Origin of the sequence: Pseudoduganella aquatica, from assembly GCF_020865585.1 — a bacterium.
Taxonomy (GTDB): domain Bacteria; phylum Pseudomonadota; class Gammaproteobacteria; order Burkholderiales; family Burkholderiaceae_D; genus Rugamonas; species Rugamonas aquatica_A.
The window spans coordinates 2,610,522-2,629,804 of the sequence record NZ_CP086370.1 but is presented as its reverse complement, the minus strand read 5'-3'; the positions used below and the strand labels follow the sequence as shown (position 1 = coordinate 2,629,804).

General features: G+C 66.5%; 24 protein-coding genes. 12 read left to right on the top strand and 12 right to left on the bottom strand.

Annotation, left to right across the window (positions count from 1 at the left end):
• Positions 1-80: 80 nt before the first annotated feature.
• Genes KT882_RS11615 through KT882_RS11590 form a run of 6 tightly spaced genes read left to right on the top strand, consistent with a single transcriptional unit; the run spans position 81 to position 6,844 of the window.
• Positions 81-2,294 carry an EAL domain-containing protein gene (locus KT882_RS11615; protein WP_267478648.1) on the top strand — a complete coding sequence of 738 codons (2,214 nt, stop codon included), beginning with the start codon at positions 81-83 and terminating at the stop codon, positions 2,292-2,294.
• The gene (locus tag KT882_RS11610; RefSeq protein WP_161075369.1) at positions 2,291-2,620 is read left to right on the top strand and encodes a hypothetical protein; all 330 of its coding nucleotides are present in this window, start codon (positions 2,291-2,293) and stop codon (positions 2,618-2,620) included. Before KT882_RS11615 ends, KT882_RS11610 begins: the two co-directional genes overlap by 4 nt.
• A 2-nt stretch (positions 2,621-2,622) precedes the next feature.
• The gene (locus KT882_RS11605; protein WP_161075370.1) at positions 2,623-3,468 is read left to right on the top strand and encodes an HDOD domain-containing protein; all 846 of its coding nucleotides are present in this window, start codon (positions 2,623-2,625) and stop codon (positions 3,466-3,468) included.
• A gap of 18 nt (positions 3,469-3,486) precedes the next feature.
• Complete coding sequence (locus KT882_RS11600) at positions 3,487-4,983, top strand: ATP-binding protein (RefSeq protein ID WP_228895858.1); 1,497 nt, start codon at positions 3,487-3,489, stop codon at positions 4,981-4,983.
• Positions 4,980-6,329 carry an HD domain-containing phosphohydrolase gene (locus KT882_RS11595; protein WP_228895856.1) on the top strand — a complete coding sequence of 450 codons (1,350 nt, stop codon included), beginning with the start codon at positions 4,980-4,982 and terminating at the stop codon, positions 6,327-6,329. Before KT882_RS11600 ends, KT882_RS11595 begins: the two co-directional genes overlap by 4 nt.
• The gene (locus KT882_RS11590; RefSeq protein ID WP_161075373.1) at positions 6,326-6,844 is read left to right on the top strand and encodes a response regulator; all 519 of its coding nucleotides are present in this window, start codon (positions 6,326-6,328) and stop codon (positions 6,842-6,844) included. Before KT882_RS11595 ends, KT882_RS11590 begins: the two co-directional genes overlap by 4 nt.
• On the opposite strand, the gene KT882_RS11585 is transcribed toward KT882_RS11590, so the two are convergent.
• The 3 genes from KT882_RS11585 to KT882_RS11575 all read right to left on the bottom strand — a co-directional run bounded on the left by KT882_RS11585 (position 6,834) and on the right by KT882_RS11575 (position 9,875).
• On the bottom strand, positions 6,834-8,138 hold the full coding sequence (locus tag KT882_RS11585; protein ID WP_161075374.1) for an ATP-binding protein: 1,305 nt from the start codon (positions 8,136-8,138) through the stop codon (positions 6,834-6,836). The two genes, KT882_RS11590 and KT882_RS11585, sit on opposite strands and share 11 nt — an antisense overlap.
• 78 nt (positions 8,139-8,216) lie before the next feature.
• Positions 8,217-9,137, bottom strand: a complete 921-nt coding sequence (locus KT882_RS11580) for a M90 family metallopeptidase (protein WP_161075375.1) — start codon at positions 9,135-9,137, stop codon at positions 8,217-8,219.
• Positions 9,138-9,263: 126 nt separating this feature from the next.
• Positions 9,264-9,875 carry a winged helix-turn-helix domain-containing protein gene (locus KT882_RS11575; protein WP_228895854.1) on the bottom strand — a complete coding sequence of 204 codons (612 nt, stop codon included), beginning with the start codon at positions 9,873-9,875 and terminating at the stop codon, positions 9,264-9,266.
• 237 nt (positions 9,876-10,112) lie between these two features.
• On the opposite strand from KT882_RS11575, the gene KT882_RS11570 reads away from it, so the two are divergent.
• The 3 genes from KT882_RS11570 (at position 10,113) to KT882_RS11560 (ending at position 12,700) form a co-directional block, all read left to right on the top strand.
• The gene (locus tag KT882_RS11570; protein ID WP_228895851.1) at positions 10,113-10,373 is read left to right on the top strand and encodes a hypothetical protein; all 261 of its coding nucleotides are present in this window, start codon (positions 10,113-10,115) and stop codon (positions 10,371-10,373) included.
• 306 nt (positions 10,374-10,679) lie between these two features.
• Entirely contained in the window at positions 10,680-11,729 is a 1,050-nt protein-coding gene (locus KT882_RS11565; RefSeq protein WP_228895848.1) for an OmpA family protein, read from the top strand.
• Between the two features lie 74 nt (positions 11,730-11,803).
• Positions 11,804-12,700, top strand: coding sequence for a YihY/virulence factor BrkB family protein (locus KT882_RS11560; protein ID WP_228895846.1), 897 nt, complete (start codon positions 11,804-11,806; stop codon positions 12,698-12,700).
• On the opposite strand, the gene KT882_RS11555 is transcribed toward KT882_RS11560, so the two are convergent.
• From KT882_RS11555 to KT882_RS11545, 3 genes are all read right to left on the bottom strand, one after another.
• Positions 12,697-13,278, bottom strand: a complete 582-nt coding sequence (locus KT882_RS11555; RefSeq protein WP_161075379.1) for a hypothetical protein — start codon at positions 13,276-13,278, stop codon at positions 12,697-12,699. The two genes, KT882_RS11560 and KT882_RS11555, sit on opposite strands and share 4 nt — an antisense overlap.
• Positions 13,279-13,352: 74 nt before the next feature.
• Entirely contained in the window at positions 13,353-14,471 is a 1,119-nt protein-coding gene (locus KT882_RS11550) for an AI-2E family transporter (RefSeq protein ID WP_161075397.1), read from the bottom strand.
• 51 nt (positions 14,472-14,522) lie between these two features.
• Entirely contained in the window at positions 14,523-14,837 is a 315-nt protein-coding gene (locus KT882_RS11545; RefSeq protein WP_161075380.1) for a BON domain-containing protein, read from the bottom strand.
• 206 nt (positions 14,838-15,043) lie between these two features.
• On the opposite strand from KT882_RS11545, the gene KT882_RS11540 reads away from it, so the two are divergent.
• The 3 genes from KT882_RS11540 (at position 15,044) to KT882_RS11530 (ending at position 16,097) form a co-directional block, all read left to right on the top strand.
• Positions 15,044-15,487, top strand: coding sequence for an outer membrane lipoprotein (locus KT882_RS11540; RefSeq protein ID WP_161075381.1), 444 nt, complete (start codon positions 15,044-15,046; stop codon positions 15,485-15,487).
• 80 nt (positions 15,488-15,567) lie between these two features.
• Complete coding sequence (locus KT882_RS11535; RefSeq protein WP_161075382.1) at positions 15,568-15,720, top strand: DUF3309 domain-containing protein; 153 nt, start codon at positions 15,568-15,570, stop codon at positions 15,718-15,720.
• Between the two features lie 26 nt (positions 15,721-15,746).
• Positions 15,747-16,097: a hypothetical protein gene (locus tag KT882_RS11530; RefSeq protein WP_161075383.1), complete on the top strand. Its 351-nt coding sequence runs from the start codon at positions 15,747-15,749 to the stop codon at positions 16,095-16,097.
• 58 nt (positions 16,098-16,155) lie between these two features.
• Here the strand turns inward: KT882_RS11530 and KT882_RS11525 are convergent, their stop codons facing one another.
• From KT882_RS11525 to KT882_RS11500, 6 genes are read right to left on the bottom strand one after another with little or no spacing between them, the layout of a single operon-like run.
• On the bottom strand, positions 16,156-16,581 hold the full coding sequence (locus tag KT882_RS11525) for a hypothetical protein (RefSeq protein WP_161075384.1): 426 nt from the start codon (positions 16,579-16,581) through the stop codon (positions 16,156-16,158).
• Positions 16,582-16,599: 18 nt separating this feature from the next.
• Entirely contained in the window at positions 16,600-16,980 is a 381-nt protein-coding gene (locus KT882_RS11520; protein WP_161075385.1) for a phage holin family protein, read from the bottom strand.
• A 21-nt stretch (positions 16,981-17,001) separates the two neighbouring features.
• Positions 17,002-17,304, bottom strand: coding sequence for a DUF883 family protein (locus KT882_RS11515; protein ID WP_057155779.1), 303 nt, complete (start codon positions 17,302-17,304; stop codon positions 17,002-17,004).
• Positions 17,305-17,356: 52 nt separating this feature from the next.
• Positions 17,357-17,905, bottom strand: a complete 549-nt coding sequence (locus KT882_RS11510; protein ID WP_228895845.1) for a ferritin-like domain-containing protein — start codon at positions 17,903-17,905, stop codon at positions 17,357-17,359.
• Positions 17,906-17,925: 20 nt separating this feature from the next.
• Positions 17,926-18,846 carry an OmpA family protein gene (locus KT882_RS11505; protein WP_228895843.1) on the bottom strand — a complete coding sequence of 307 codons (921 nt, stop codon included), beginning with the start codon at positions 18,844-18,846 and terminating at the stop codon, positions 17,926-17,928.
• 13 nt (positions 18,847-18,859) lie between these two features.
• Positions 18,860-19,252, bottom strand: coding sequence for a DUF4398 domain-containing protein (locus KT882_RS11500; RefSeq protein WP_161075388.1), 393 nt, complete (start codon positions 19,250-19,252; stop codon positions 18,860-18,862).
• Between the last annotated feature and the right edge of the window lie 31 nt (positions 19,253-19,283).

The window sequence follows — 19,283 nt, the reverse complement described above, 5'->3', positions numbered from 1 at the left end:
GCGCACGCAGCGCCACGCCCGCCGTATAATCAAAGCAACCGCCGCTCCCACGCCAGCATGTTCACCGATAGGAACGCCCGATGGAACTGGATGCCACGCCGCAGTTATCCGCCCGCGTCAAGGAACTGGAAGACCTGCTGGCCTTCCACAGCACCTACGACAAGCTGACCGGCCTGCCCAAGCGCAACCTGTTCACCGACCGCCTGCAGCAAGCCTTGCTCAAAGCCCAGCGCCGCAACGGCCAGCTGGCCTTGCTGTGCATCGGCATCGACAACTACAACTTCATCAACGAAAGCCTGGGCCACACCGGCGGCAACCAGCTGCTGGCCGGCGTGGCCGAGCGCCTGCGCGCCTGCGTGCGCAGCGACGACACCGTGGCCCTGTTGGGCGGCAACGAGTTCATCGTCATGCTCAGCGAGGTCGGCAGCCCGGCCGACGCGGTGCCGGTGTGCGAAACCATCTTCGCCACCCTGGCGCCGGCCTTCGCGCTGCAGGGCCAGCAGGTGCACGCCAGCGCCAGCATCGGCGTGGTGCACAGCCCGCAGGACGGGCGCGACGGCGCCACGCTGCTGCGCTACGCCGACATGGCGCTCACGCGCGCGCGCGAGCTGGGCGGCGCGCACTACCAGTTCTTCGCCTCCGAGATGAACCACCGCACGCTGGAACGCATCGGCATGGAGGCGGCGCTGCGGCTGGCGGTGTTCCGCGACGAGCTGCAACTGCGCTACCAGCCGCTGGCGGACCTGCAAAGCGGCGCCGTGGCCAGCCTGGAGGCGCTGGTGCGCTGGCAGCATCCCGAGCTGGGACTGATCCCGGCGCAGCGTTTCGTGCCGGTGGCCGAGGAAGCCGGCCTGGCCGGCGCCATCGGCGCCTGGGTGCTGCGCCGCGCCTGCCAGGACATGCGCGCCTGGCGCGACGCCGGGCTGGCGCCGGTGCGGGTGGCGGTCAACCTCTCGCCCAAGCAGTGCCGCGACCGGCTGCTGCCGGGCCAGGTGGCCGCCGCGCTGGAGGAGTACGGCCTGCCGCCCAGCGCCCTGGCGCTGGAAATCACCGAGGCCGCGCTGCCGCTGGACAGCGCCGCCGGCGGCGAGCTGCTGGGGCCGCTCAAGGCCCTGGGCGTGGCGCTGGTGCTGGACGACTTCGGCACCGGCTACTCCTCGCTGAGCAATCTGAAGCGGCATGCTTTCGACGTGGTCAAGATCGACTGCGCCTTCATCCGCGACATCATCACCGACGCCGGCGACGCCGCGCTGTCCAAGACCATCATCTCCATGGCCCACCTGCTGGGCATGCAGGTGGTGGCCGAGGGCGTGGAAAGCGAGGCGCAGTGCGACTTCCTGCGCCGCCACAGCTGCGACCTGATCCAGGGCTATTTCTTCGCCGCCCCGCTGCTGGCCGACGAGGTGGCGGCCCTGCTGCGCGACGGCCGCCGCCTGCCGCCGCACCTGCTGCGCATCCAGAAGCAACAGCGCAGCCTGCTGCTGGTGGACGACGAGCAGAACATCGTGTCGGCCCTGAAGCGCCTGCTGCGCCGCGACGACTACCAGATCCACACCGCCCACAGCGGCCAGGAAGGCCTGGACCTGCTGGCGCGGCAGGCGGTGGACGTGATCGTGTCCGACCAGCGCATGCCCGGCATGCTGGGCGCGGACTTCCTGCGCAAGGCCAAGGAGCTGTACCCGGACACGCTGCGCATCATGCTGTCCGGCTACACCGAGCTGCAGTCGGTGACGGACGCCGTCAACGAAGGCGCCATCTACAAATTCCTGACCAAGCCCTGGGACGACGAACAGCTGCGCGGCCATATCGCCGAAGCCTTCCGCCTCAAGGAAATCGCCGACGAGAACGAGCGCCTGAACCTGGAACTGCGCACCGTCAACCTCGAACTGGCCTCGGCCAACCGCCGCCTGGAGGAAGTGCTGCGCCAGAAGCAGCAGCAGATCAGCCGCGACGAGATCAGCCTGGGCGTGGCGCGCGAGCTGCTGCAGCACCTGCCGCTGCCCGTCATCGGCATGGACGACCAGGGCATGATCGCCTTCGTCAACGCCGCCGCCGAGCATTTGTTCCGGCACGGCGGCCCCCTGCTCGGCGACGAGGCCTGCGTGGTGCTGCCTGAACTGTTCCCGGCCGGGGACGGCTTCCAGGCCATGGCCGCCGGCGGCCTGCGCGCGCCCGGCACGCACGAGGCCGACATCGGCGGCGTGCGCTACGCGGTCGATGTCTACCCCATGGGCGAAAGCTCCAGCTCGCGCGGCAGCCTGATCGCCCTGAGCCGCACCGGAACACTGCCATGAGCGCAATACAAATTGAACTCGAGGAAGCCAGCGCCGGCATGGTGCTGGCCGAGGCCCTGCTCGACAGCCACGGCGGGGTGCTGCTGCCGCCGGGCGCCGTGCTCAGCGAGTCCACGCTGGCCTCGCTGCGCCGGCGCGGCATTGCCGGCTGCAGCGTGCTGGCGCCGCAGGAACCGGACGGCGAGGACGCGTCCGACCCCGCGCTGGCCGCCGCGCGCGCGCAGCAGCGCCTGCAACGCCTGCAGCACCTGTTCCGCCACAGCGCGGACACCGAAGCCACGGGCCAGCTGCTGCGCCTGCTGGCCGCCTACCGCAGCCGGAGCTGACCATGGCCACCCTACCCACCATGGAAGACGTGGCCCGCCGCGTGCAGGACCTGCCCTCGCTGCCGGCCGTGGTGGGCGAGCTGCTGGCCTGCGTGGGCCAGGAGGGGCTGGACTTGCAGGTCCTGGCCGGCAAGATCGCGCTCGACCAGTCGCTCTCGGCCAAGACCCTGCGCCTGGCCAACTCCTCCTTCTACGGCATGCCCTCCCGCGTGACCACCATCCAGCAGGCGGTGGCGGTGCTGGGCGTGCACAATATCCGCACCCTGGTGACGGCCTGCTCGGTGACCGGCAGCTTCCGCGGCATGGCCGGCAGCAGCTTCGACCTGCCCGCCTTCTGGCGCCACTCCGTGGCCACCGCCGCCTGCGCGCGCGCGCTGGCCCGCCCGCTGCGCCAGAACCCGGACACGGCCTTCATCGCCGGCCTGCTGCACGACCTGGGCACGCTGGTGCTGGCCACCCGCTACCCGGACGAATACGCCATGCTGGAAGCGCACCGCGTGCAACAAGATTGCAGCCAGAGCGAAGCCGAGCGCGCCATCTTCGGCTTCGACCACGCCGGCATAGGCGGCGCGCTGGCCGCGCGCTGGCAGTTCCCGCTGCAGATCCAGCGCGCGGTGGCGCGCCACCACAACACCGAGGAACTGGAAGCGCCTTCGCTGGCCCTGGCCATCCACCTGGCCAACGCCGTTGCGCACGGGCTGGACCTGGCCGGGCGCGAGGACGAGCAGGCGCCGCCGGTGGGCTGGCCGGCCTGGCAGGCCGCCGCGCTGAGCGACCAAGTCTGCCAGGAAGTGTTCGCCGAGTCCGAGCGCACCTTCCACGACCTGTGCCAGATCCTGGTCAACTGAGCGCCCGGGAGAGCCGCCATGCCCCACAGCACAGCCAGCGCAGCCAGCACCAGCGGTCCCGGCGCGCATGCGGCCGGTGAAGCCGGCCCGGCCGCCATCGCCCTGTCGGCCTTCCTCGACGGCCACCCCGTGGCCACCTTCGTGCTCGACACCGCGCACACCATCACGCACTGGAACAAGGCCTGCGAGCACCTGCTGGGCTGGAGCACGGAGGAAATGGTGGGCACGAAAAACCACTGGCAGGCCTTCTACCCCAAGCAGCGCGCGCTGCTGGCCGACCTCATCGTGTCCGGCGTGGACCCGGCCGCCAGCGAGCACTACCGCGAACGCCACAAGCGCTCCGCGCTCATCCCCGGCGCCTACGAGGACGAGGACTTCTTCCCCAATATCGGCGTCAGCGGCCACTGGCTGCACTTCACGGCGGCGCCGCTGCGCGACGGCGGCGGCCAGGTGGTGGGCGCGATCCAGACGCTGCGCGACGTGACCGAGCGCCGGGTGGCGGAAAACGCGCTGCGCAAGGCGCACGACAGCCTGGAGCACCTGGTCGAAAAGCGCACGGCCCAGCTGGCCGAGGCGAACCAGCGGCTGGAGGACGACATCCGCCAGCGCGAACTGGCCGACGCCGAACTGCGCCGCCGCAATATCGAGCTGACCGAACTCAACGAGCAGCTCGGCATGGCCCAGCAGCAGTTGCTGCAGTCGGAAAAACTGGCCTCCATCGGCCAGCTGGCGGCCGGCGTGGCGCACGAGATCAACAACCCCATCGGCTACATCTTCTCCAACTTCGGCACCCTGCAAAGCTACCTGGGCAGCCTGTTCGAGATGCTGCAGGCCTACCGCGAGGCCGAGCCCCACGTGGCCGACGCCGCCACCGCCGAACGCCTGCGCGCCATGCGCGAGGGGCTGGACCTGGACTTCCTGCGCGAAGACATCCCCTCGCTGATGAACGAGTCCAAGGAAGGCATCGTGCGCGTGCGCCACATCGTGCAGGACCTGAAGGACTTCTCGCGCGTGGACGCCAACCAGGAATGGGTGTGGGCCAATCTGCACCAGGGCATAGACTCCACGCTCAACATCGTCAGCAACGAGGTCAAGTACAAGGCCGACGTGGTCAAGCACTATGGCGACATCCCGGACATCGAATGCCTGCCGCTGCAGCTCAACCAGGTGATCATGAACCTGGTGGTGAACGCGGCGCACGCCATAGCCGGCGAGCGCGGCACCATCACCGTCGCCACCGGCGCCGATGACGGCGGCCACGTGTGGCTGGAAGTGCGCGACAACGGCAGCGGCATCGCGCCGGACAACCTGTCGCGCATCTTCGACCCCTTCTTCACCACCAAGCCGGTCGGCAAAGGCACGGGACTGGGGCTGTCCATGGCCTACGGCATCGTGCGCAAGCACAACGGCGCCATCACGGTCCAGTCCACGGTGGGCGCCGGCACCACCTTCCGCGTGCTGCTGCCGGTGCGCCATGACAAGTCCCCGACCGAACCAGGAGCCCCCCAACCATGACGCCTGCCCAGCCCCTTGCCGCCGCGCCCCCGCCCGCCGCACCCGCGGCGGCCATGCCCACCCTGCTGTGCGTGGACGACGAGCCCAACATCCTGGCCTCGCTGCGGCGCCTGTTCCGCCCCGCCGGCTACCGCGTGCTGCTGGCCGAAAGCGGGGCCGAGGGCCTGCGCGTGCTCGAGGCCGAAGCGGTGGACCTGGTGATTTCCGACATGCGCATGCCGGAGATGGACGGCGCCCGCTTCCTGGCCCAGGTGCGCCAGCGCTGGCCGGACACGGTGCGGCTGCTGCTGACCGGCTACTCCGACATCCAGTCCATCCAGGACGCCATCAACTGCGGCGAGATCTACCGCTACATCACCAAGCCCTGGGACGACAACGACATCCAGCTGGTGGTGCGCCACGCGCTGGAGCGGCGCGCGCTGGAGCAGGAAAAGCAGCGCCTGGAAGCGCTCACGCTGCGCCAGAACGAGGAGCTGAAGCAGCTCAACCACAGCCTGGAGGCCAAGGTCGAGGCGCGCACCCTGCAGCTCAAGCTGTCGCGCGACGCGGCCATCGCCGCGAACGACAAGCTCAAGCACAATTTCGTCACCACCATCAAGGTCATTTCCAGCATGCTGGAGATGCGCGGCGGCGCGCTGTCCGGCCACGCGCGCCAGGTGGCCGACCTGGCGCGCAAGATCGCCGTCCACCTCAAGCTGGACGCGCGCGAGGCGCAGGACGTGTTCGTGGCCGGCCTGCTGCACGACCTGGGCAAGATAGGCTATAGCGACGACATGCTGGCCACGCCGCTGACCATGCTGCACGGCGAGGAGCTGGGCCTGTTCCGCAAGCATCCCGTGCGCGCCGAGCAACTGCTGATGCCGCTGGAGGACTTGCGCGGCAGCGCCGCCATCCTGCGCGCCCAGCTCGAACGCTTTGACGGCAACGGCTTCCCGGACGGCGTGGCCGGGCTGGCGATCCCGCTGGGCGCGCGCATCCTGGCGCTGGCGGTGGACTATTTCAACCTGCAGCAAGGCGCCATGGTGCAGCGCCACCTGCGCGCCGACGAGGCCAAGTCGCTCATCATCAACGCCAGCGGCACGCGCTACGACCCGCACGTGGTGAACGCCTTCCGCCATGTGGTGGACGGCGGCGGCGGCGACGAGGCCAGCGGCGTGGAGATGCTGTCGGGCGAACTGGTGCCCGGCATGGTGCTGGCGCGCGACCTGGTCAGCCGCGACGGCCTGATGCTGCTGGCCGCCGACCATGTGCTGGACGCGCGCATGATCCAGCAGGTGCAGGACTTTGAAGCGAAAAGCGGCGGCCGCCTGCCGATACGCGTGCGGCCCGCAAAGGAGAAGCAATGAGGCGCATCCTGCTGCTGGACGACGAAATGAATGTGCTGCTGGCCCTGCAGCGCTCCATGCGCGCCCACCTGGCCATCCCCGACCTGCGCGTGGAAATCTTCACCAATCCCTACGACGCGCTGCAGCGCGTGTGCGCCTGCGAGTTCGACCTGGCCATCTCCGACTACCGCATGCCCCACATGAGCGGCGTGGCCTTCCTGCAAGCGCTCAAGGACGTGGCGCCCAACACCATACGCATGATGCTGACCGCCTCCACCGATTTTGAAACCGCCATGAGCGCCATCAACGACGCCCAGGTGTTCCGCTTCATCCCCAAGCCCTGGCACCTGGCCGAGCTGCAAACCAATATCGGCGAAGCGCTGGCGCAGCGCGACAGCCTGCTCGCCAGCCAGGGGCTGCAGCCCGCGCCGCCCACGCCGCTCACGCCGCAGGAGCTGGAGGCGCAGCGGCTGGAAGCGGAGGAACCCGGCCTGCTGAAGGTCAACTGGGCGCCGGACGGCTCCATCATCCTGTAGCCGCGGCCGCTTCGGTCTTGGGCGGATGCACCGGCAGCCGTATCGTGAAGCGCGTGCCCTTGCCCACCTCCGAGGCCACCTCGATGCGGCCGCCGTGCTTGTGCACGATGCCGTAGGACAGCGACAAGCCCAGCCCCGTGCCGCTGCCCACCGGCTTGGTGGTGAAAAAAGGTTCGAAGATGCGGTTCAGGTTCTCCGCCGGTATGCCGCAGCCGCTGTCGCCCACCTCTATCCACACCCAGCCTTTCTCGGCGCCGGTGCGCAGGGTGATGGTGCCGCGCTCCTTGATGGCGTGGCCGGCGTTGACCAGCAGGTTCATGAACACCTGGTTCAGCTGCGAGGCCAGGCATTCGACCTGCGGCAGCACGCCGTAGTGCTTCTCCACCGTGCACTTGTACTTGATTTCATTGGCCACGATATTCAGCGTGCTGTCCAGGCCGTGGTGCAGGTCGGCCACCTGCCACTCGGTTTCGCCCACGTGGGAAAAGTCCTTGAGCGCCTGCACAATGTCCTTGACGCGCTTCAGGCCGTCCATGGATTCCTTCACCAGTTCGGTCACGTCCTCGCGCAGAAACGCCAGGTCGGCCGCCTGCCGCGCCGCCGCGATGCGCCCGGCCAGCACCGCCGGCAGCGGCTGCGCGGCCAGCGCCTGGTCGTAGGCGTCGAGCACGCCGAACAGCGTGCCGACATAGCTGCGCAGCGTGTTCATATTGGAATTGACGAAGCCCACCGGATTGTTGATCTCATGCGCAATACCGGCCGCCAGCTGGCCGATGGAGGCCATTTTTTCCGACTGCAGCAATTGCTCGTGCGCCTCGCGCAGCTTGGCGATCAGCTCGTGCTGGGCCTGCTCCATATGCTTGCGCACCGTGATGTCGGTCAGCGAGCCTATCACCTCCAGCGGCGCGCCGTGCTCGTCGCGTATCAGGCGCAGGCTGTCGTGCATCCACAGGTAAGAGCCGTCCGCCGCGCGGAAGCGGTACTCGTAGGCGCGCTGCCCTTCGGTGAAAATGCTGGCCAGGCTGGAGAAGATATTCGGCGCGTCGTCCGGGTGGATATGGTCGAACCAGAAATTCGGGTCGGCAACCATGTCCTCCGGCCGGTAGCCCAGCACATTGAGGGCGTTGTTGCTGACGAAGGTCATCTTGAAGTCGCCGCTGGGCACGGTGCAATAGATGATGGCGGGGGTGTTGTCGACCAGGTACTGCAAGCGCACCAGCGGCGAGGCGGCTTCGGCGGCGGTGGCCGGCGCCGAGGGGGCTTGCGTGAAAAAATCGAATTCCTCGAATTGCATGCAGCCCTCCGCCCACGCCAGGGATATGCTGCGATTATGCGCTTTTCCGTTTTGGAAAGCGCACTATTTATTCGCCCGCTACCAGCTTGCAATCGCGTAGGAACGGCGCGGCTCGCCGCTGTGCGCCGGCATGGGCGCCAAGCCCGTGGCCAGCGCCGTCAGGGGCTCCGGCGGCGCAGGCTGCGCCAGCCAGGCGCGCGGATCGACCCGGTAGTATTTCAGGAACTCGCCGAACAGCGCGGCATGGCGCTCGGCCATCTGCCACGGCTTTTCGAAAAAGGTCTCGGTGGCCACGGCGAAGAATTCGGCCGGGCTGGTGGCGCCGTAATGGTCGATCACGCTGTCCTGGCGGCCGTAATAGGCGTCGTAGCGCAGGTTGTCGTAGTCGCGCGACAGCACGGCCGACCAGCTGCGGTAGCTGTCCTGGCTGCCCAGGTAGGGCGCGCCGTTGGTGCTGCCCGATTCGCTGTCGAGCTGGTGCGCAAACTCGTGCAGCACCACATTGTGGCCGTCGGTCCAGTCGCGGTAGCCGAGTTTGACGTCCGCCCAGGACAGCACCACGCGGCCGTCGTCCCAGGATTCGCCCAGCAGGGTTTGCTTATGGGCCGTCACCACGCCGCCCGCCTCCATCTGCTGGCGCGGCGCCAGGAAGGCGCTGGGATACAGCAGGATGGTGTGCAGCGCGCGGTAGACCTTGCTGGGCCGGTTCAGCAGCAGCAAACAAGCCTGGCCGGCGATGGTGTAGCGCATCTCGTCGTCCACCTCCAGCCCTTCGCAGCCGACGAACTTCTTGGTGTGCAGGAACTGTTTGATCAGCTGCTGCAATTGCAGCTGCAATTCCGCGCCCATGCTGCTGTAGACCGGGATATTGCGCAGCAGCACGGCCTGCGCGGCGGCCGGCAAGGGCCGCGCCAGCGCGCGGCGCAGGGTCCAGCGCGGGTACAGCAGGGGTGCGGCCAGCGCCAGCGCCAACACGGGGAGCCACAACAATCCGTCCATAGTGCCATCCATAAGGAAACTCGTCCGCCTCAGGTGGGGTTCCTTTGCGCCAATTCAATGCGCAACAGCCGGAACGCTGTCCGGCTGTTCTTACTTTAGCACTGCGGCGGCGCTGCTGCGCCGGACTTACGCTTTCTGCAGCGAGGTGGGCGCGCCGAACAGGGCGGCGACCAGCGGATCGCGGGTGACCGGGCCGCGGTTCACGCGGATGGCGTAATGGGTGTCGTCGGCCAGGATGTGGAAATGGCGTCCGGCACCGGCCATGGCCTGCTCGCGCAGGCTGGGGCGTTCCTTGCGCGGCGGCGCGCCTTCGCGCTTGGGCTGCGAAATGGCGGCCAGGAACATCTTCACGCGCTCAGGGTCGGGCGTCAGCTGGTAGACCGCCTTGCCCAGGTAGGTGGCGGTGCCTTCTATATAGCGCGCCAGTTCGATCACGCCGGCATCGCGCAGGTCGCGGATGTATTTGCGCGCGCCGGACGGCGAAAACTTGAGGAACCATGCAATCTCGTCCGCCAGCATCTCGTGCTGCTGCAGCTCGCCGATCAGTTTTTGCATATTCTCGATGCGGCGCAGCGTGGCCGAAGTCGAGCGCACCCGCTCGATCGGCGCCAGCGACAGGGCCTTGCGTTCAGAAATGGGACCGGGACGCTCCACCAGCGTCAGCCGGGGCTTGTCAGCCGATTTGATGGGCTCCTGCAGGGCAAGACCGGAATTTTGGTTTTGTATGATTGCATGCATTTCATCACTCCTTTAACGATAGCCAGCATTGCTTGGAGCAGGCCCGACTGCCTTTTCCAGCGACACACTAGTCTGGTTTCTTGGCTCCAGAATGCCGCCGGGGCCATTTTTGGTCTGTGCGGCAACGAACATAAATGAGCAATACGCAAACTTGGGCTTGGTGCGTTCGCGTACAGAAGGGAACGCTGAAGACCGCTAATCTGGCTGCAGCTTGTCCACTTGAAGAGAGGATTCATCATGAAACTGTCCGTCCTGTTAGCTGCCGCCGCCGCCACCCTGGCCCTGGCTGCCTGCGAACGCACCACCGTCAACAATCCGCCGCCGGTAGACACGCCGGCCCCTGCCGCCGTTCCCGTCCCTGTGCCGGTGCCCGTCCCCGGTCCCGCCGGTCCGCAAGGCGCACCGGGCGAACCCGGCAAGCCAGGCGACACCCTGATCGTGGTGCCGGACGCCGCCAAACCAGCCCCGGAACCCGCCCCCCCGCCACCGGCACGCTGATTACAAGTAATTACAAGTCAGTGCAAGCCATTACAAGTCACTAAGCTTGTTACTCTGATACAATGCCACCGCGCCGCACCATTTTTGGTTGCCGGCGCTGTTTCCATTGGACCGCGCAATTTGCGTGTGGTTCACGGACTGGGGCGTCACAAATCGACAACACTTTTGATTTTGCGCAAGGTTTTGTGCGGTAACGCACGGTTCAGTTGGATAAATGTCCATAAAGTCCAGTCCAACAGCAGAGCAAGACGCTGGAAACTTCGCTGTGTAGGCAGCACCACCTTCAAATAAAAACGGGAGTTACTTGTGAAAAAGACCAACAAGCTCGCTATCATTGCAGCCATCGTTACGCTGTCGTCGACCGCCGCCATGGCCCAAGACGCACAGATCAATCCAAACTGGTACATCCAGCCTAGCGTGAGCGCATTCAAGCCGGACTCCGGTTTCGTAACCGACCAGAGCGCATACGGCGCGGGCCTGAAATTCGGCAAAGCCATCGCCCCGAACTGGGACATCCAGGCTGGCTACACCTATGCCCGCGCCAAGGAAGACGCGCGCCGCTACCAGCAAGAGACCCTGGGCCTGGACGGCTTGTACCTGTTCTCCCGCAACTCCTTCCGTCCCTTCCTGCTGGCCGGTATCGGCGCCGAGCGCGACACCCAGAACCAGCCTCTGCGCAGCGAAGTGCGCAAGAGCTCCCCGTTCATCAGCGCCGGCCTGGGCTTCCAGGCTGACCTGACCGACCGCGCTGCGCTGCAAATGGACCTGCGCAATGTGCACGGCTTCCTGCGCGGTTCGGCCTTCCCTGCCGTCGGCAGCAAGAGCAACAACCTGTACCTGACCGTCGGCCTGAACTACGCCCTGGGCGCCAAGCCAGTGCCGCCGGCGCCGGCTCCCGCACCAGCGCCGGCTCCCGAGCCAGTCGCCGCGCCGGCGCCTGCACCGGTTGCTCCGCCGCCGCCGCCAGCGCCGCGCTTCGAAAAAATCACCATGTCGGCGACCGAACTGTTCGCCTTCGACAGCGCCAAGCTGAACCCGAACCAGCCTAAGCTGGACGAGCTGGCCACGCTGCTGAACAACAACCCATCCGTGGGCAATGTGACCATCACCGGCCACACCGACCTGATCGGTTCGGACAAGTACAACCAGAAGCTGTCGGAACAGCGCGCCAACTCGGTCAAGGCTTACCTGACCGGCAAAGGCGTGGCTGCCGACCGCCTGACCGCCGTGGGCAAGGGCGAGTCCCAGCCTGTCGTTAAGTGCGACAACAAAAAACGCGCAGACCTGATCAAGTGCCTGGAGCCTAACCGCCGCGTTGAAGTCGACCAAGTGACCATCGAACGCCGCGTGAACTAATCGCACGGCTGGTCATCTGACTGATAGAGAGGGGGCTTCGGCCCCCTCTTTCCATTTCGGAAGGAGAACTTGCCATGAAACACATTCCGCCCCGGGTGAAGACGCTGCGCAGCGTGGCCGTCTGCACCGTCACCGAATGGCTGGAGCACCGCGCCAGCAGCAAAGGCGCGGCGCTGGCCTTCTACACCATGTTTTCCATCGCGCCCATCCTGGTGCTGGTGATCGCCATCGCCGGCGCCTTCTACGGCCAGCAGGCGGCCCAGGGCGAACTGTTCGGCCAATTGCGCGGCCTGGTCGGGCCGCAGGGCGCGGAAGCGCTGCAGGCGGTGCTGGCCGGCGCGCGCAATCCCGAGCAGGGCCGCTTCGCCACCTTGGCCGCCGGCGCCCTGCTGCTGTTCGGCGCCACCACCGTGTTCGCCGAACTGAAAGCCAGCCTGGACGAAATCTGGCAGCTGCCGCCGCTCACGCAGGGCACGCTGTGGGACACCGTGCGCACCCGCTTGCTGTCCTTCGGCATGGTGCTGGTGCTGGGTTTCCTGCTGCTGGTGTCGCTGGTGGTGAGCGCGGCGCTGGCCGTGCTGGACAAGTACTGGCAGGGGCTGTGGAGCAAGGCCACGCTGGCGTTAAGCGTGCTCAACTGGGTGATCGGCTTCGCCGTCATCGCCGCCATGTTTGGCGTGATCTACAAGCTGCTGCCGCGCATCGTGCTGTCGTGGCGCGACGTGACCATAGGCGCGCTCGGCACGGCGGCCCTGTTCACGCTGGGGAAGTATGGCATCGGGGCGTATATCGGCAACAGCGGCGTGGCCAACAGCTTCGGCGCGGCCGGCTCGCTGATCGCCCTGCTGCTATGGGTCTACTACTCGGCGCAGATCTTCTTTCTCGGCGCCGAGTTCGCGCGCCAGTACGCGCTGCAGCTAGGCAGCCTGCGCCACCACCCGCGCGACGAACACGGCAATCTGCTGTTCTAGTGCCGCTCGCCAGGCAGGCGGGCCGCCGCGTGGGTGATCTCCAGGCGTCCGCCGCCCAGGCAGCCGGCAATGGCGGCCGGCACGGCGCCGGGCCGGTTCACCGCATGCAAATGGAATAGCAGCTGGCCCGCCGCCAGTTCGCCCCAGCCGGCCATGGCCAGCTCGCCCGAGCGGTGCTGCACCAGCACGTGCACGCTGCAAGCCAGGCCCGCCACCGGCTCGGCCAGCAGCATATGGTCGATACGGTAGACGTCCTCGTCCATCGCACGCGTGGCGACCGCGCCCAGCACGGTCTTCTGTTTCAGCAGATTGCCGGCGCGGTCCGGCGCCAGGGCCTGGCGCGCCATGCAGACCATGTACTCGGCCCGGCCCAGGCGCAGGCTAAGGAATTGTTCGGGGTCGCACTCGAGCTGGGGCGCCGCTTGCTGCAAGGCGGCCATGGCGGCGCGCGCAGCCTGGGGGGCCGGGCGCAGGACGGGAATGGCGTGCCCGCCGCAGTCCTCCAGTTCCAGCAATTCGTCGGTGCAGGGAAAAGGCAGCGCCGTGCCTTGCTTGCCTTCAAAAAGAATAGCCATCATTATTCTCCGGTCAGTGCCAACGCAGGGGTGGTGTTGATTTTATACGCCCCCTGCCGGAGAAATTCAAGCCCGCTCTATTCTCCCAGCAGCTCGGCCACCGCTTCCATGCCTTCCACCCGCTCGGCCACCACTTTGACGATCACGATCACCGGCACGCCCAGCAGCAGTCCCCACACGCCCCACAGCCAGCCCCAGAACAGCAGGCTGACGAACACGGCGGCGGGATTCATGCGGGCGATGCGGCCGGTCATCCAGGTGGTGACGAAAGTGCCCACCAGCGTGGCGATGGCCAGCGAGGCGCCGGTCACCAGCAGCACCATTTGCAGCGATTCGAACTGCATGAAGGCCACCACGCCGGTGGCGCTGGTAATGAGCAAGGGGCCGAAGTAAGGCATCAGGTGCAGCAGCCCGGCCACGATGGCCCACGCGCCCGCGTTCTCCAGGCCGATGGCGCGCAAGGCCATCCACATCAGCAGCGCCAGCAGCACATTGGTCACCAGCAGCATGAACATATAGCGCTGGATGCTGCTGTTGATGTCCTCGAGAATATGCACGGTGACTTTTTTGCGGCTCAGCGAAGGCCCGGTCAGCTTGACCAGCTTGCGCTTGAAGGTGTCGCCCGAGAGCAGCAGGAAGAACACCAGGAAGATCACCATGGTGGCCTGGCTGACAAAGCCGGCCACGCCCATGGAGCCGGCCCACACCCAGTCGATCACCTTGATGCCGCCCTGCTCGGCCGGCACGGCCTTGCGCACGGTGCGCTTGGCGCTGCCGGACGCGGCCTGCTCGATCTCGGTGGCGACGGCCTGGATGCGTTCTATCGTGCTGGGGCCTTTGCCCAGCTTGTCGGACATCAGGCGCGCGAGTTTATGGGTAACGGTGGGAAGCTCGTCGACGATGCTCTCGAATTCGCCGTGCAGCTTGTCGGCAATGGCGGCCGAGCCGCACAGGATGGCGACGGTGACCAGGGTGGCGCCCAGGGCGCGCGGCAGGCGCAAGCGCTCCAGCCAGCACACCAGCGGATTCAGGGTATAAGCGAGGAAGATGCCGAGCAGCAGGGGCACGAGGAAATTCTTGGCCCATTGCAGCGCGTAGAGAAAGGAAACGGTGGCAATAATGCCGAGCGCGATGCCGCGCGCGTGTACATGCAGTGGAAGGCGGGAGGCAGCCTCGGTGTCGTCGGCGGGCGTCATGGGGATGTCGGCAGGCGGCGCCATCCCCGCAGGGACGGCGCCGCGCGCAGCTTACTTCACGCGAATGTCGTTTTTCACCGACTTCACGCCGGCTACGCCGCGCGCAATTTCACCGGCCTTGGTGATATCGCCAGGCTGGGCGACAAAGCCGCTCAGCTGCACGGTGCCTTTGAAGGTCTCGACATTGATCTCTGTCGATTTCAGCGTAGGCTCGTTGAAAATGCTGGCCTTCACTTTGGTGGTCAGCACGGTGTCGTCGACGTATTCGCCGGCGCCTTCCTTGGTCGGGCTGGAGGCGCAGCCAACAACGGTAAAGACGGTAGCGGCGGTAAATACAGCGGTAGCGAATTTTTGAGCGATCTTCATGGTCTTCTCCTTGGTTTTGAAAGGTGCTCAACTGAGCAGTCTGCAGTTTGGCCCAGGCGCGGCGCGGCTTCTGTACGCTAGCGTACACACCATGAATTATTTGCCGCATTTGAAACAAACCCTGCAGCAAAAGGCTCCGTGCGTCATCGCACAGACCCCGGAAGGCAAGCTGACTATGCTGTAAGCACACTTTCCAGGAGATCGATATGAAGACCACACCTACTCTTGCGGCATTGATGATCGCAGCTTCCGCCTTGATCACCGGCTGCTCCAGCACCCCCATGCAATCCACCAGCTACACCACCGCCGGCAACGAAGCCACCACCGGGGTGATCGACAACATCCAGATCGTCCGCCTCGATCCCGCCACCAGCGGCGTGGGCGCCGTCACCGGTGGCCTGGTGGGCGCGCTGGTAGGTAACCAGGTCGGCTCCGGCACAGGCCGCGCGGCTGCCACGGCGGCCGGCGCGATCGGCGGCGCCGTGGTCGGCAACCAGGTGGAACGCAACCGCAACCAGCCTTACGACGCCTATCAGATCACCGTGCGGCTGGACAACGGCGAGTACCGCACCATCAACCAGGACAGCGTCTACGACCTGCGCGTGGGCAACCGCGTGCGCATGGTCGACGGCCGCGTCTACCGCTACTAAGCAGCCACTACACAGCCACCAAGCAGCCACCAAGCAGCCACCAAGCACCGCACCACCAATTACAACTCAAGGAGAACGCCATGGGAACCATCATTCTGATCGTATTAGTCCTGCTGCTGATAGGCGCGCTGCCGGCCTGGCCGCACAGCCGCAACTGGGGCTATGCGCCCAGCGGCGTCACGGGACTGATCGTACTGGTCCTGCTATTCATGCTGATTACCGGCCGGCTGTAAGCGGCCGCATGCACAAGGAGCCCATCATGAAACGCACTCTCGTCTTAGGCCTGCTGGCCGCCTGCTGCGCGGCCCAGGCACAGGTCACGCCGCCGGAGGTGGAGAAGCACCAGCGCCAGGAACTGCGGCACGGCGATCCCGCCCGCTGGACCAAGCCTGACCGCACCGAAGCGCAGCAGCTGGCCACGCTGCGCAAGGAAATCAATGCCGCGCTGGCCGAGGCGCGCACCGCCTGCAAGCAGATGGAGCAGGCTGAACGCGCCGATTGCCTGAAGGAAGCGCAAGCCACTTATGTGGCGGATATGGGGAATATGCGCCAGCAGCTGGCCAATGCCAACAATCCGCGCCAGGCCGTGTACGACACCAGCGGGCAGTAAGCCGCCGGCTCAAAAAAAACGCCGCGATGATCGCGGCGTTTTGCTTTATCTACAGTGCTTATGGCTTGCGCCGCGAGAGCCACAGGCCGGCCGCCAGGGCGGCCACGCCGGCGACCAGCACCGGCTTGACGAGGCGGCGGCGCGCCACGAAGGAGCCGACGCGGATTGCCATCGGCAGCGCCCGCGTCAATCCCATGCCTTTGACCACGCCAATAATGCCGGCCAGGCTGGCCAGCCCGCCCAGGGCGGCCGTACCGCCCTCGCCCGCCGCGCCATCACGGCCGCCATGGCCGCCGAACAAGCCGGCGAAACGGTGCTGCACCGCCCCCAGCGCGTGCTCGATGGCGCCGTGCACCAGTGCGTCCGGCCGCAGCGCATTGCCCAGCTGGGCCTTGGCGTGCACCACGCTGACGCGGTAAAGCTGGCCTTCCAGCATCAGCTTCTCCTTGGCGGCGGCGTGCGCCGCGCGTTCTTCCTTGGTCATCGATCATTCCTTGGCACGTTACAGCAGCATGTCGCGGTCGCCTTTCAGCTCCGCCATCGTCATGGGCAAACCCAGCTTGTTCTGGCGCAGCAGGGCGCGCGCCATCATCACCAGCCATAGGGTGATGAGGACGAACGCCACTGCCAGGATCAGCAGGATTTTCCAGCCTATCGCGGCCCACGCCAGGTAGACCACAGTGGCGGTGGTGAACGCCACCGCGAACCAGCCGGCCACCAGCGCCAGCGCAAACACCACCGACAGCTGCACCAGGTGCTCGCGCACCTCGGACAGCTCCAGCGCGGCCAGTTCTATGCGCGACAGTATCAGCCGCGCGGTGTTGCGGCAGACACCGGCCAGCGAGCCGATCAAGCCAGGGGCGTGCGATGCGGGTTGCTCCATTTCAGCTCCTGGCACGCGCAATTACTTGCGGCCCAGGATCACGCCCACCAGCAGGCCGACGCCGGCTGCCAGGGCGATCGAACGCCATGGGTTTTCTTTCACATAGGCGTCGGTCGACTGCGCCATTTGCTTGCCGGCCGCAACCGCGCTTTGCTGCGCTTCGTGGGCCTTGGCCAGCGCCGTGTCCAGCGCGCGCATGCCGCGGCCACGCAGTTCCTCGGCCTTTTCACCGGTCAGCGCGGTGGCGGCGGTGAACAGGGCCTGGGCGTCTTTGACCAGGGTTTTCACGTCGTTGTTCACGGTACTGATGTTATTTTCAAGCATGATGGACTCCTGTTGTTATGGTGGGTTGAAACGGTACAGCAAAAAAAATATTCTATTCCAGCAAGTCTCGCATATCGTCGGCGTGTTCTTCCTCCACCGCCATGATCTTGATCAAGAGTTGCCGCGTCGTCGGGTCCGATTCGCCGATCTGCTCTATCATCTGGCGGTAGCTTTCAATCGCGACGCGCTCGGCGATCAGGTTGGCGCGCACCATCGATTGCACCTCCGCTGACTCATCATACTCGGCATGGCTGCGATCGAGCAATGTTGCCGGATTGAAATCAGGTTCGCCGTTCAACTGAATGATACGCTCAGCCAGCCAATCGGCGTGCTCCTGCTCCTGCGTGGCGTGCTCCAGGAACTCGGCCTTGACCCCGGCGTTGTCGCGCCCGGTGACCGTGTAGTAGTGGCGCTTGTAGCGCAGAATGCAGACCAGCTCGGTGGCCAGCGCGCCGTTCAGCATTTTGATCACCGCCTCGCGGTCGCCTTTGTAGCCGGCCGTCACCGGGCCGTCCGCCAAATTCTGCGCTGCCGCGCGGATGGCGGCCGTATCGATGCCTGCCGGTGCATGGGATGCTGGGGTTACTGTCGATTCAACCATGATGCGTCCTTTTCAAAAGTTCATTGGCGCGAGGTGACAGGGCGGCCCGCTTCGGACAGCACGATCTCCACGCGACGGTTCAGCTGGCGGTTGCCCGCCGAGTCGTTGCCGGCCACCGGATAAGCTTCGCCGTAGCCGCGCGTGGCCACCCGCGTGCCTTCCACGCCCATGCCCATCAGCGCGCTGCGCACCGCCTCGGCGCGCCGCTGCGACAGCTCCAGGTTGTGCGCCGAGGTGCCGGTGCTGTCGGTGAAGCCTTCCACCATCACATTGCGGTCCGGATTCTGCTTCAGCACGTCGGCCAGCTTGCGGATGGTGCGCTGGCCGCCTTCGGTCAGCACGGCCTGGTCGGTATTGAACAGCACGTCGCCGAAGGTGATGACGATGCCGCGTTCGGTTTGCTTGGCTTGCAGCTCGGCCAGCTGGGCCGCCAGCGCATCGGCTTTGGCTTGCGCCTCGCGCGTGGCGCCGGCCTGCTGCTCGGCGGCCATGCGCGCCGCATCGGCCTGCGCCTTGGCGGCCTCCGCCTCGGCCTGGGCCTGCTCGGCGCCGCGTTTGGCGCGGTCCGCCTCGGCGGTGCGCGCATCCAGGCGGAGCTGGTCGCGCTGGCGCGCCGCATCGGCCACCGACGCCTCGGCGCCCTTCTGCTTGGCCACTTCCTGCGCCACGCCTATGCGCTGCTTGGCGATATAAGCCAGCTTGTCAACGTCTGCGGCATTCTCCTTGCGCGCGGCCGCTTCGTTGGCGCGGTCCAGCGCGGCCGTGGCCTGGCGCCACTCAGCCTGGGCATACTGCGCCACCGCCGGATTGTTCTGCGCCGCCGTATAGTCGCCGCGGGTCTGGTCCAGCAAGCTGGTGGTGGTGGGCGCGGAGCTGCAGGCGCCCAGAGCGGCAGCCAGCGCCAGCACCAGCGCGGCGGGTTGGAAGATGGATTTTTTCATGGTGGCCTCCTGCTTATTTGACGGTGGTGGTGTTGGCGCGGTCCAGCTCTTCGCGCAGCACGCGGATGTTTTCCTGCAGCGCGTCGGCGGCGGCGGTGGCTTTGGCCGAGTTGGCCTTGCTTTGCGCCAGGCGCGCATCGGCCTGGGCCTGCGTGGCCAGGTCGCGCGCGGCCTGGTAATCCTTGGCGGCCAGCGCCTGGTTGGCGCGCAGCATTTTTTCACGGGCCGACGCAATCTCGGCCGGGGCCAGTTCGGCCGCGCCGGACGAGGTGGCGCTGTCGACTGCCGCGCGCGACACGGCGACATCGGCGGTGGCGGGCGTCTTCTGGCTGGCGCAGCCGGTAATCACCAGCAGGGCCAGGCCGCAAAGGGCGGCGGCGGATTGCCTACGCAGCGGTGTGTTCATTGTTATTCTCCTTGATGGTTGCGATGTGTAA

Excerpts from the sequence above, each read along its gene's own strand:
- KT882_RS11615 (WP_267478648.1), top strand. The coding sequence starts at position 81 with ATGGAACTGGATGCCACGCCGCAGTTATCCGCCCGCGTCAAGGAACTG.
- KT882_RS11610 (WP_161075369.1), top strand. The coding sequence starts at position 2,291 with ATGAGCGCAATACAAATTGAACTCGAGGAAGCCAGCGCCGGCATGGTG.
- KT882_RS11605 (WP_161075370.1), top strand. The coding sequence starts at position 2,623 with ATGGCCACCCTACCCACCATGGAAGACGTGGCCCGCCGCGTGCAGGAC.
- KT882_RS11600 (WP_228895858.1), top strand. The coding sequence starts at position 3,487 with ATGCCCCACAGCACAGCCAGCGCAGCCAGCACCAGCGGTCCCGGCGCG.
- KT882_RS11595 (WP_228895856.1), top strand. The coding sequence starts at position 4,980 with ATGACGCCTGCCCAGCCCCTTGCCGCCGCGCCCCCGCCCGCCGCACCC.
- KT882_RS11590 (WP_161075373.1), top strand. The coding sequence starts at position 6,326 with ATGAGGCGCATCCTGCTGCTGGACGACGAAATGAATGTGCTGCTGGCC.
- KT882_RS11585 (WP_161075374.1), bottom strand. The coding sequence starts at position 8,138 with ATGCAATTCGAGGAATTCGATTTTTTCACGCAAGCCCCCTCGGCGCCG.
- KT882_RS11580 (WP_161075375.1), bottom strand. The coding sequence starts at position 9,137 with ATGGACGGATTGTTGTGGCTCCCCGTGTTGGCGCTGGCGCTGGCCGCA.
- KT882_RS11575 (WP_228895854.1), bottom strand. The coding sequence starts at position 9,875 with ATGCATGCAATCATACAAAACCAAAATTCCGGTCTTGCCCTGCAGGAG.
- KT882_RS11570 (WP_228895851.1), top strand. The coding sequence starts at position 10,113 with ATGAAACTGTCCGTCCTGTTAGCTGCCGCCGCCGCCACCCTGGCCCTG.
- KT882_RS11560 (WP_228895846.1), top strand. The coding sequence starts at position 11,804 with ATGAAACACATTCCGCCCCGGGTGAAGACGCTGCGCAGCGTGGCCGTC.
- KT882_RS11555 (WP_161075379.1), bottom strand. The coding sequence starts at position 13,278 with ATGATGGCTATTCTTTTTGAAGGCAAGCAAGGCACGGCGCTGCCTTTT.
- KT882_RS11550 (WP_161075397.1), bottom strand. The coding sequence starts at position 14,471 with ATGACGCCCGCCGACGACACCGAGGCTGCCTCCCGCCTTCCACTGCAT.
- KT882_RS11545 (WP_161075380.1), bottom strand. The coding sequence starts at position 14,837 with ATGAAGATCGCTCAAAAATTCGCTACCGCTGTATTTACCGCCGCTACC.
- KT882_RS11540 (WP_161075381.1), top strand. The coding sequence starts at position 15,044 with ATGAAGACCACACCTACTCTTGCGGCATTGATGATCGCAGCTTCCGCC.
- KT882_RS11535 (WP_161075382.1), top strand. The coding sequence starts at position 15,568 with ATGGGAACCATCATTCTGATCGTATTAGTCCTGCTGCTGATAGGCGCG.
- KT882_RS11530 (WP_161075383.1), top strand. The coding sequence starts at position 15,747 with ATGAAACGCACTCTCGTCTTAGGCCTGCTGGCCGCCTGCTGCGCGGCC.
- KT882_RS11525 (WP_161075384.1), bottom strand. The coding sequence starts at position 16,581 with ATGACCAAGGAAGAACGCGCGGCGCACGCCGCCGCCAAGGAGAAGCTG.
- KT882_RS11520 (WP_161075385.1), bottom strand. The coding sequence starts at position 16,980 with ATGGAGCAACCCGCATCGCACGCCCCTGGCTTGATCGGCTCGCTGGCC.
- KT882_RS11515 (WP_057155779.1), bottom strand. The coding sequence starts at position 17,304 with ATGCTTGAAAATAACATCAGTACCGTGAACAACGACGTGAAAACCCTG.
- KT882_RS11510 (WP_228895845.1), bottom strand. The coding sequence starts at position 17,905 with ATGGTTGAATCGACAGTAACCCCAGCATCCCATGCACCGGCAGGCATC.
- KT882_RS11505 (WP_228895843.1), bottom strand. The coding sequence starts at position 18,846 with ATGAAAAAATCCATCTTCCAACCCGCCGCGCTGGTGCTGGCGCTGGCT.
- KT882_RS11500 (WP_161075388.1), bottom strand. The coding sequence starts at position 19,252 with ATGAACACACCGCTGCGTAGGCAATCCGCCGCCGCCCTTTGCGGCCTG.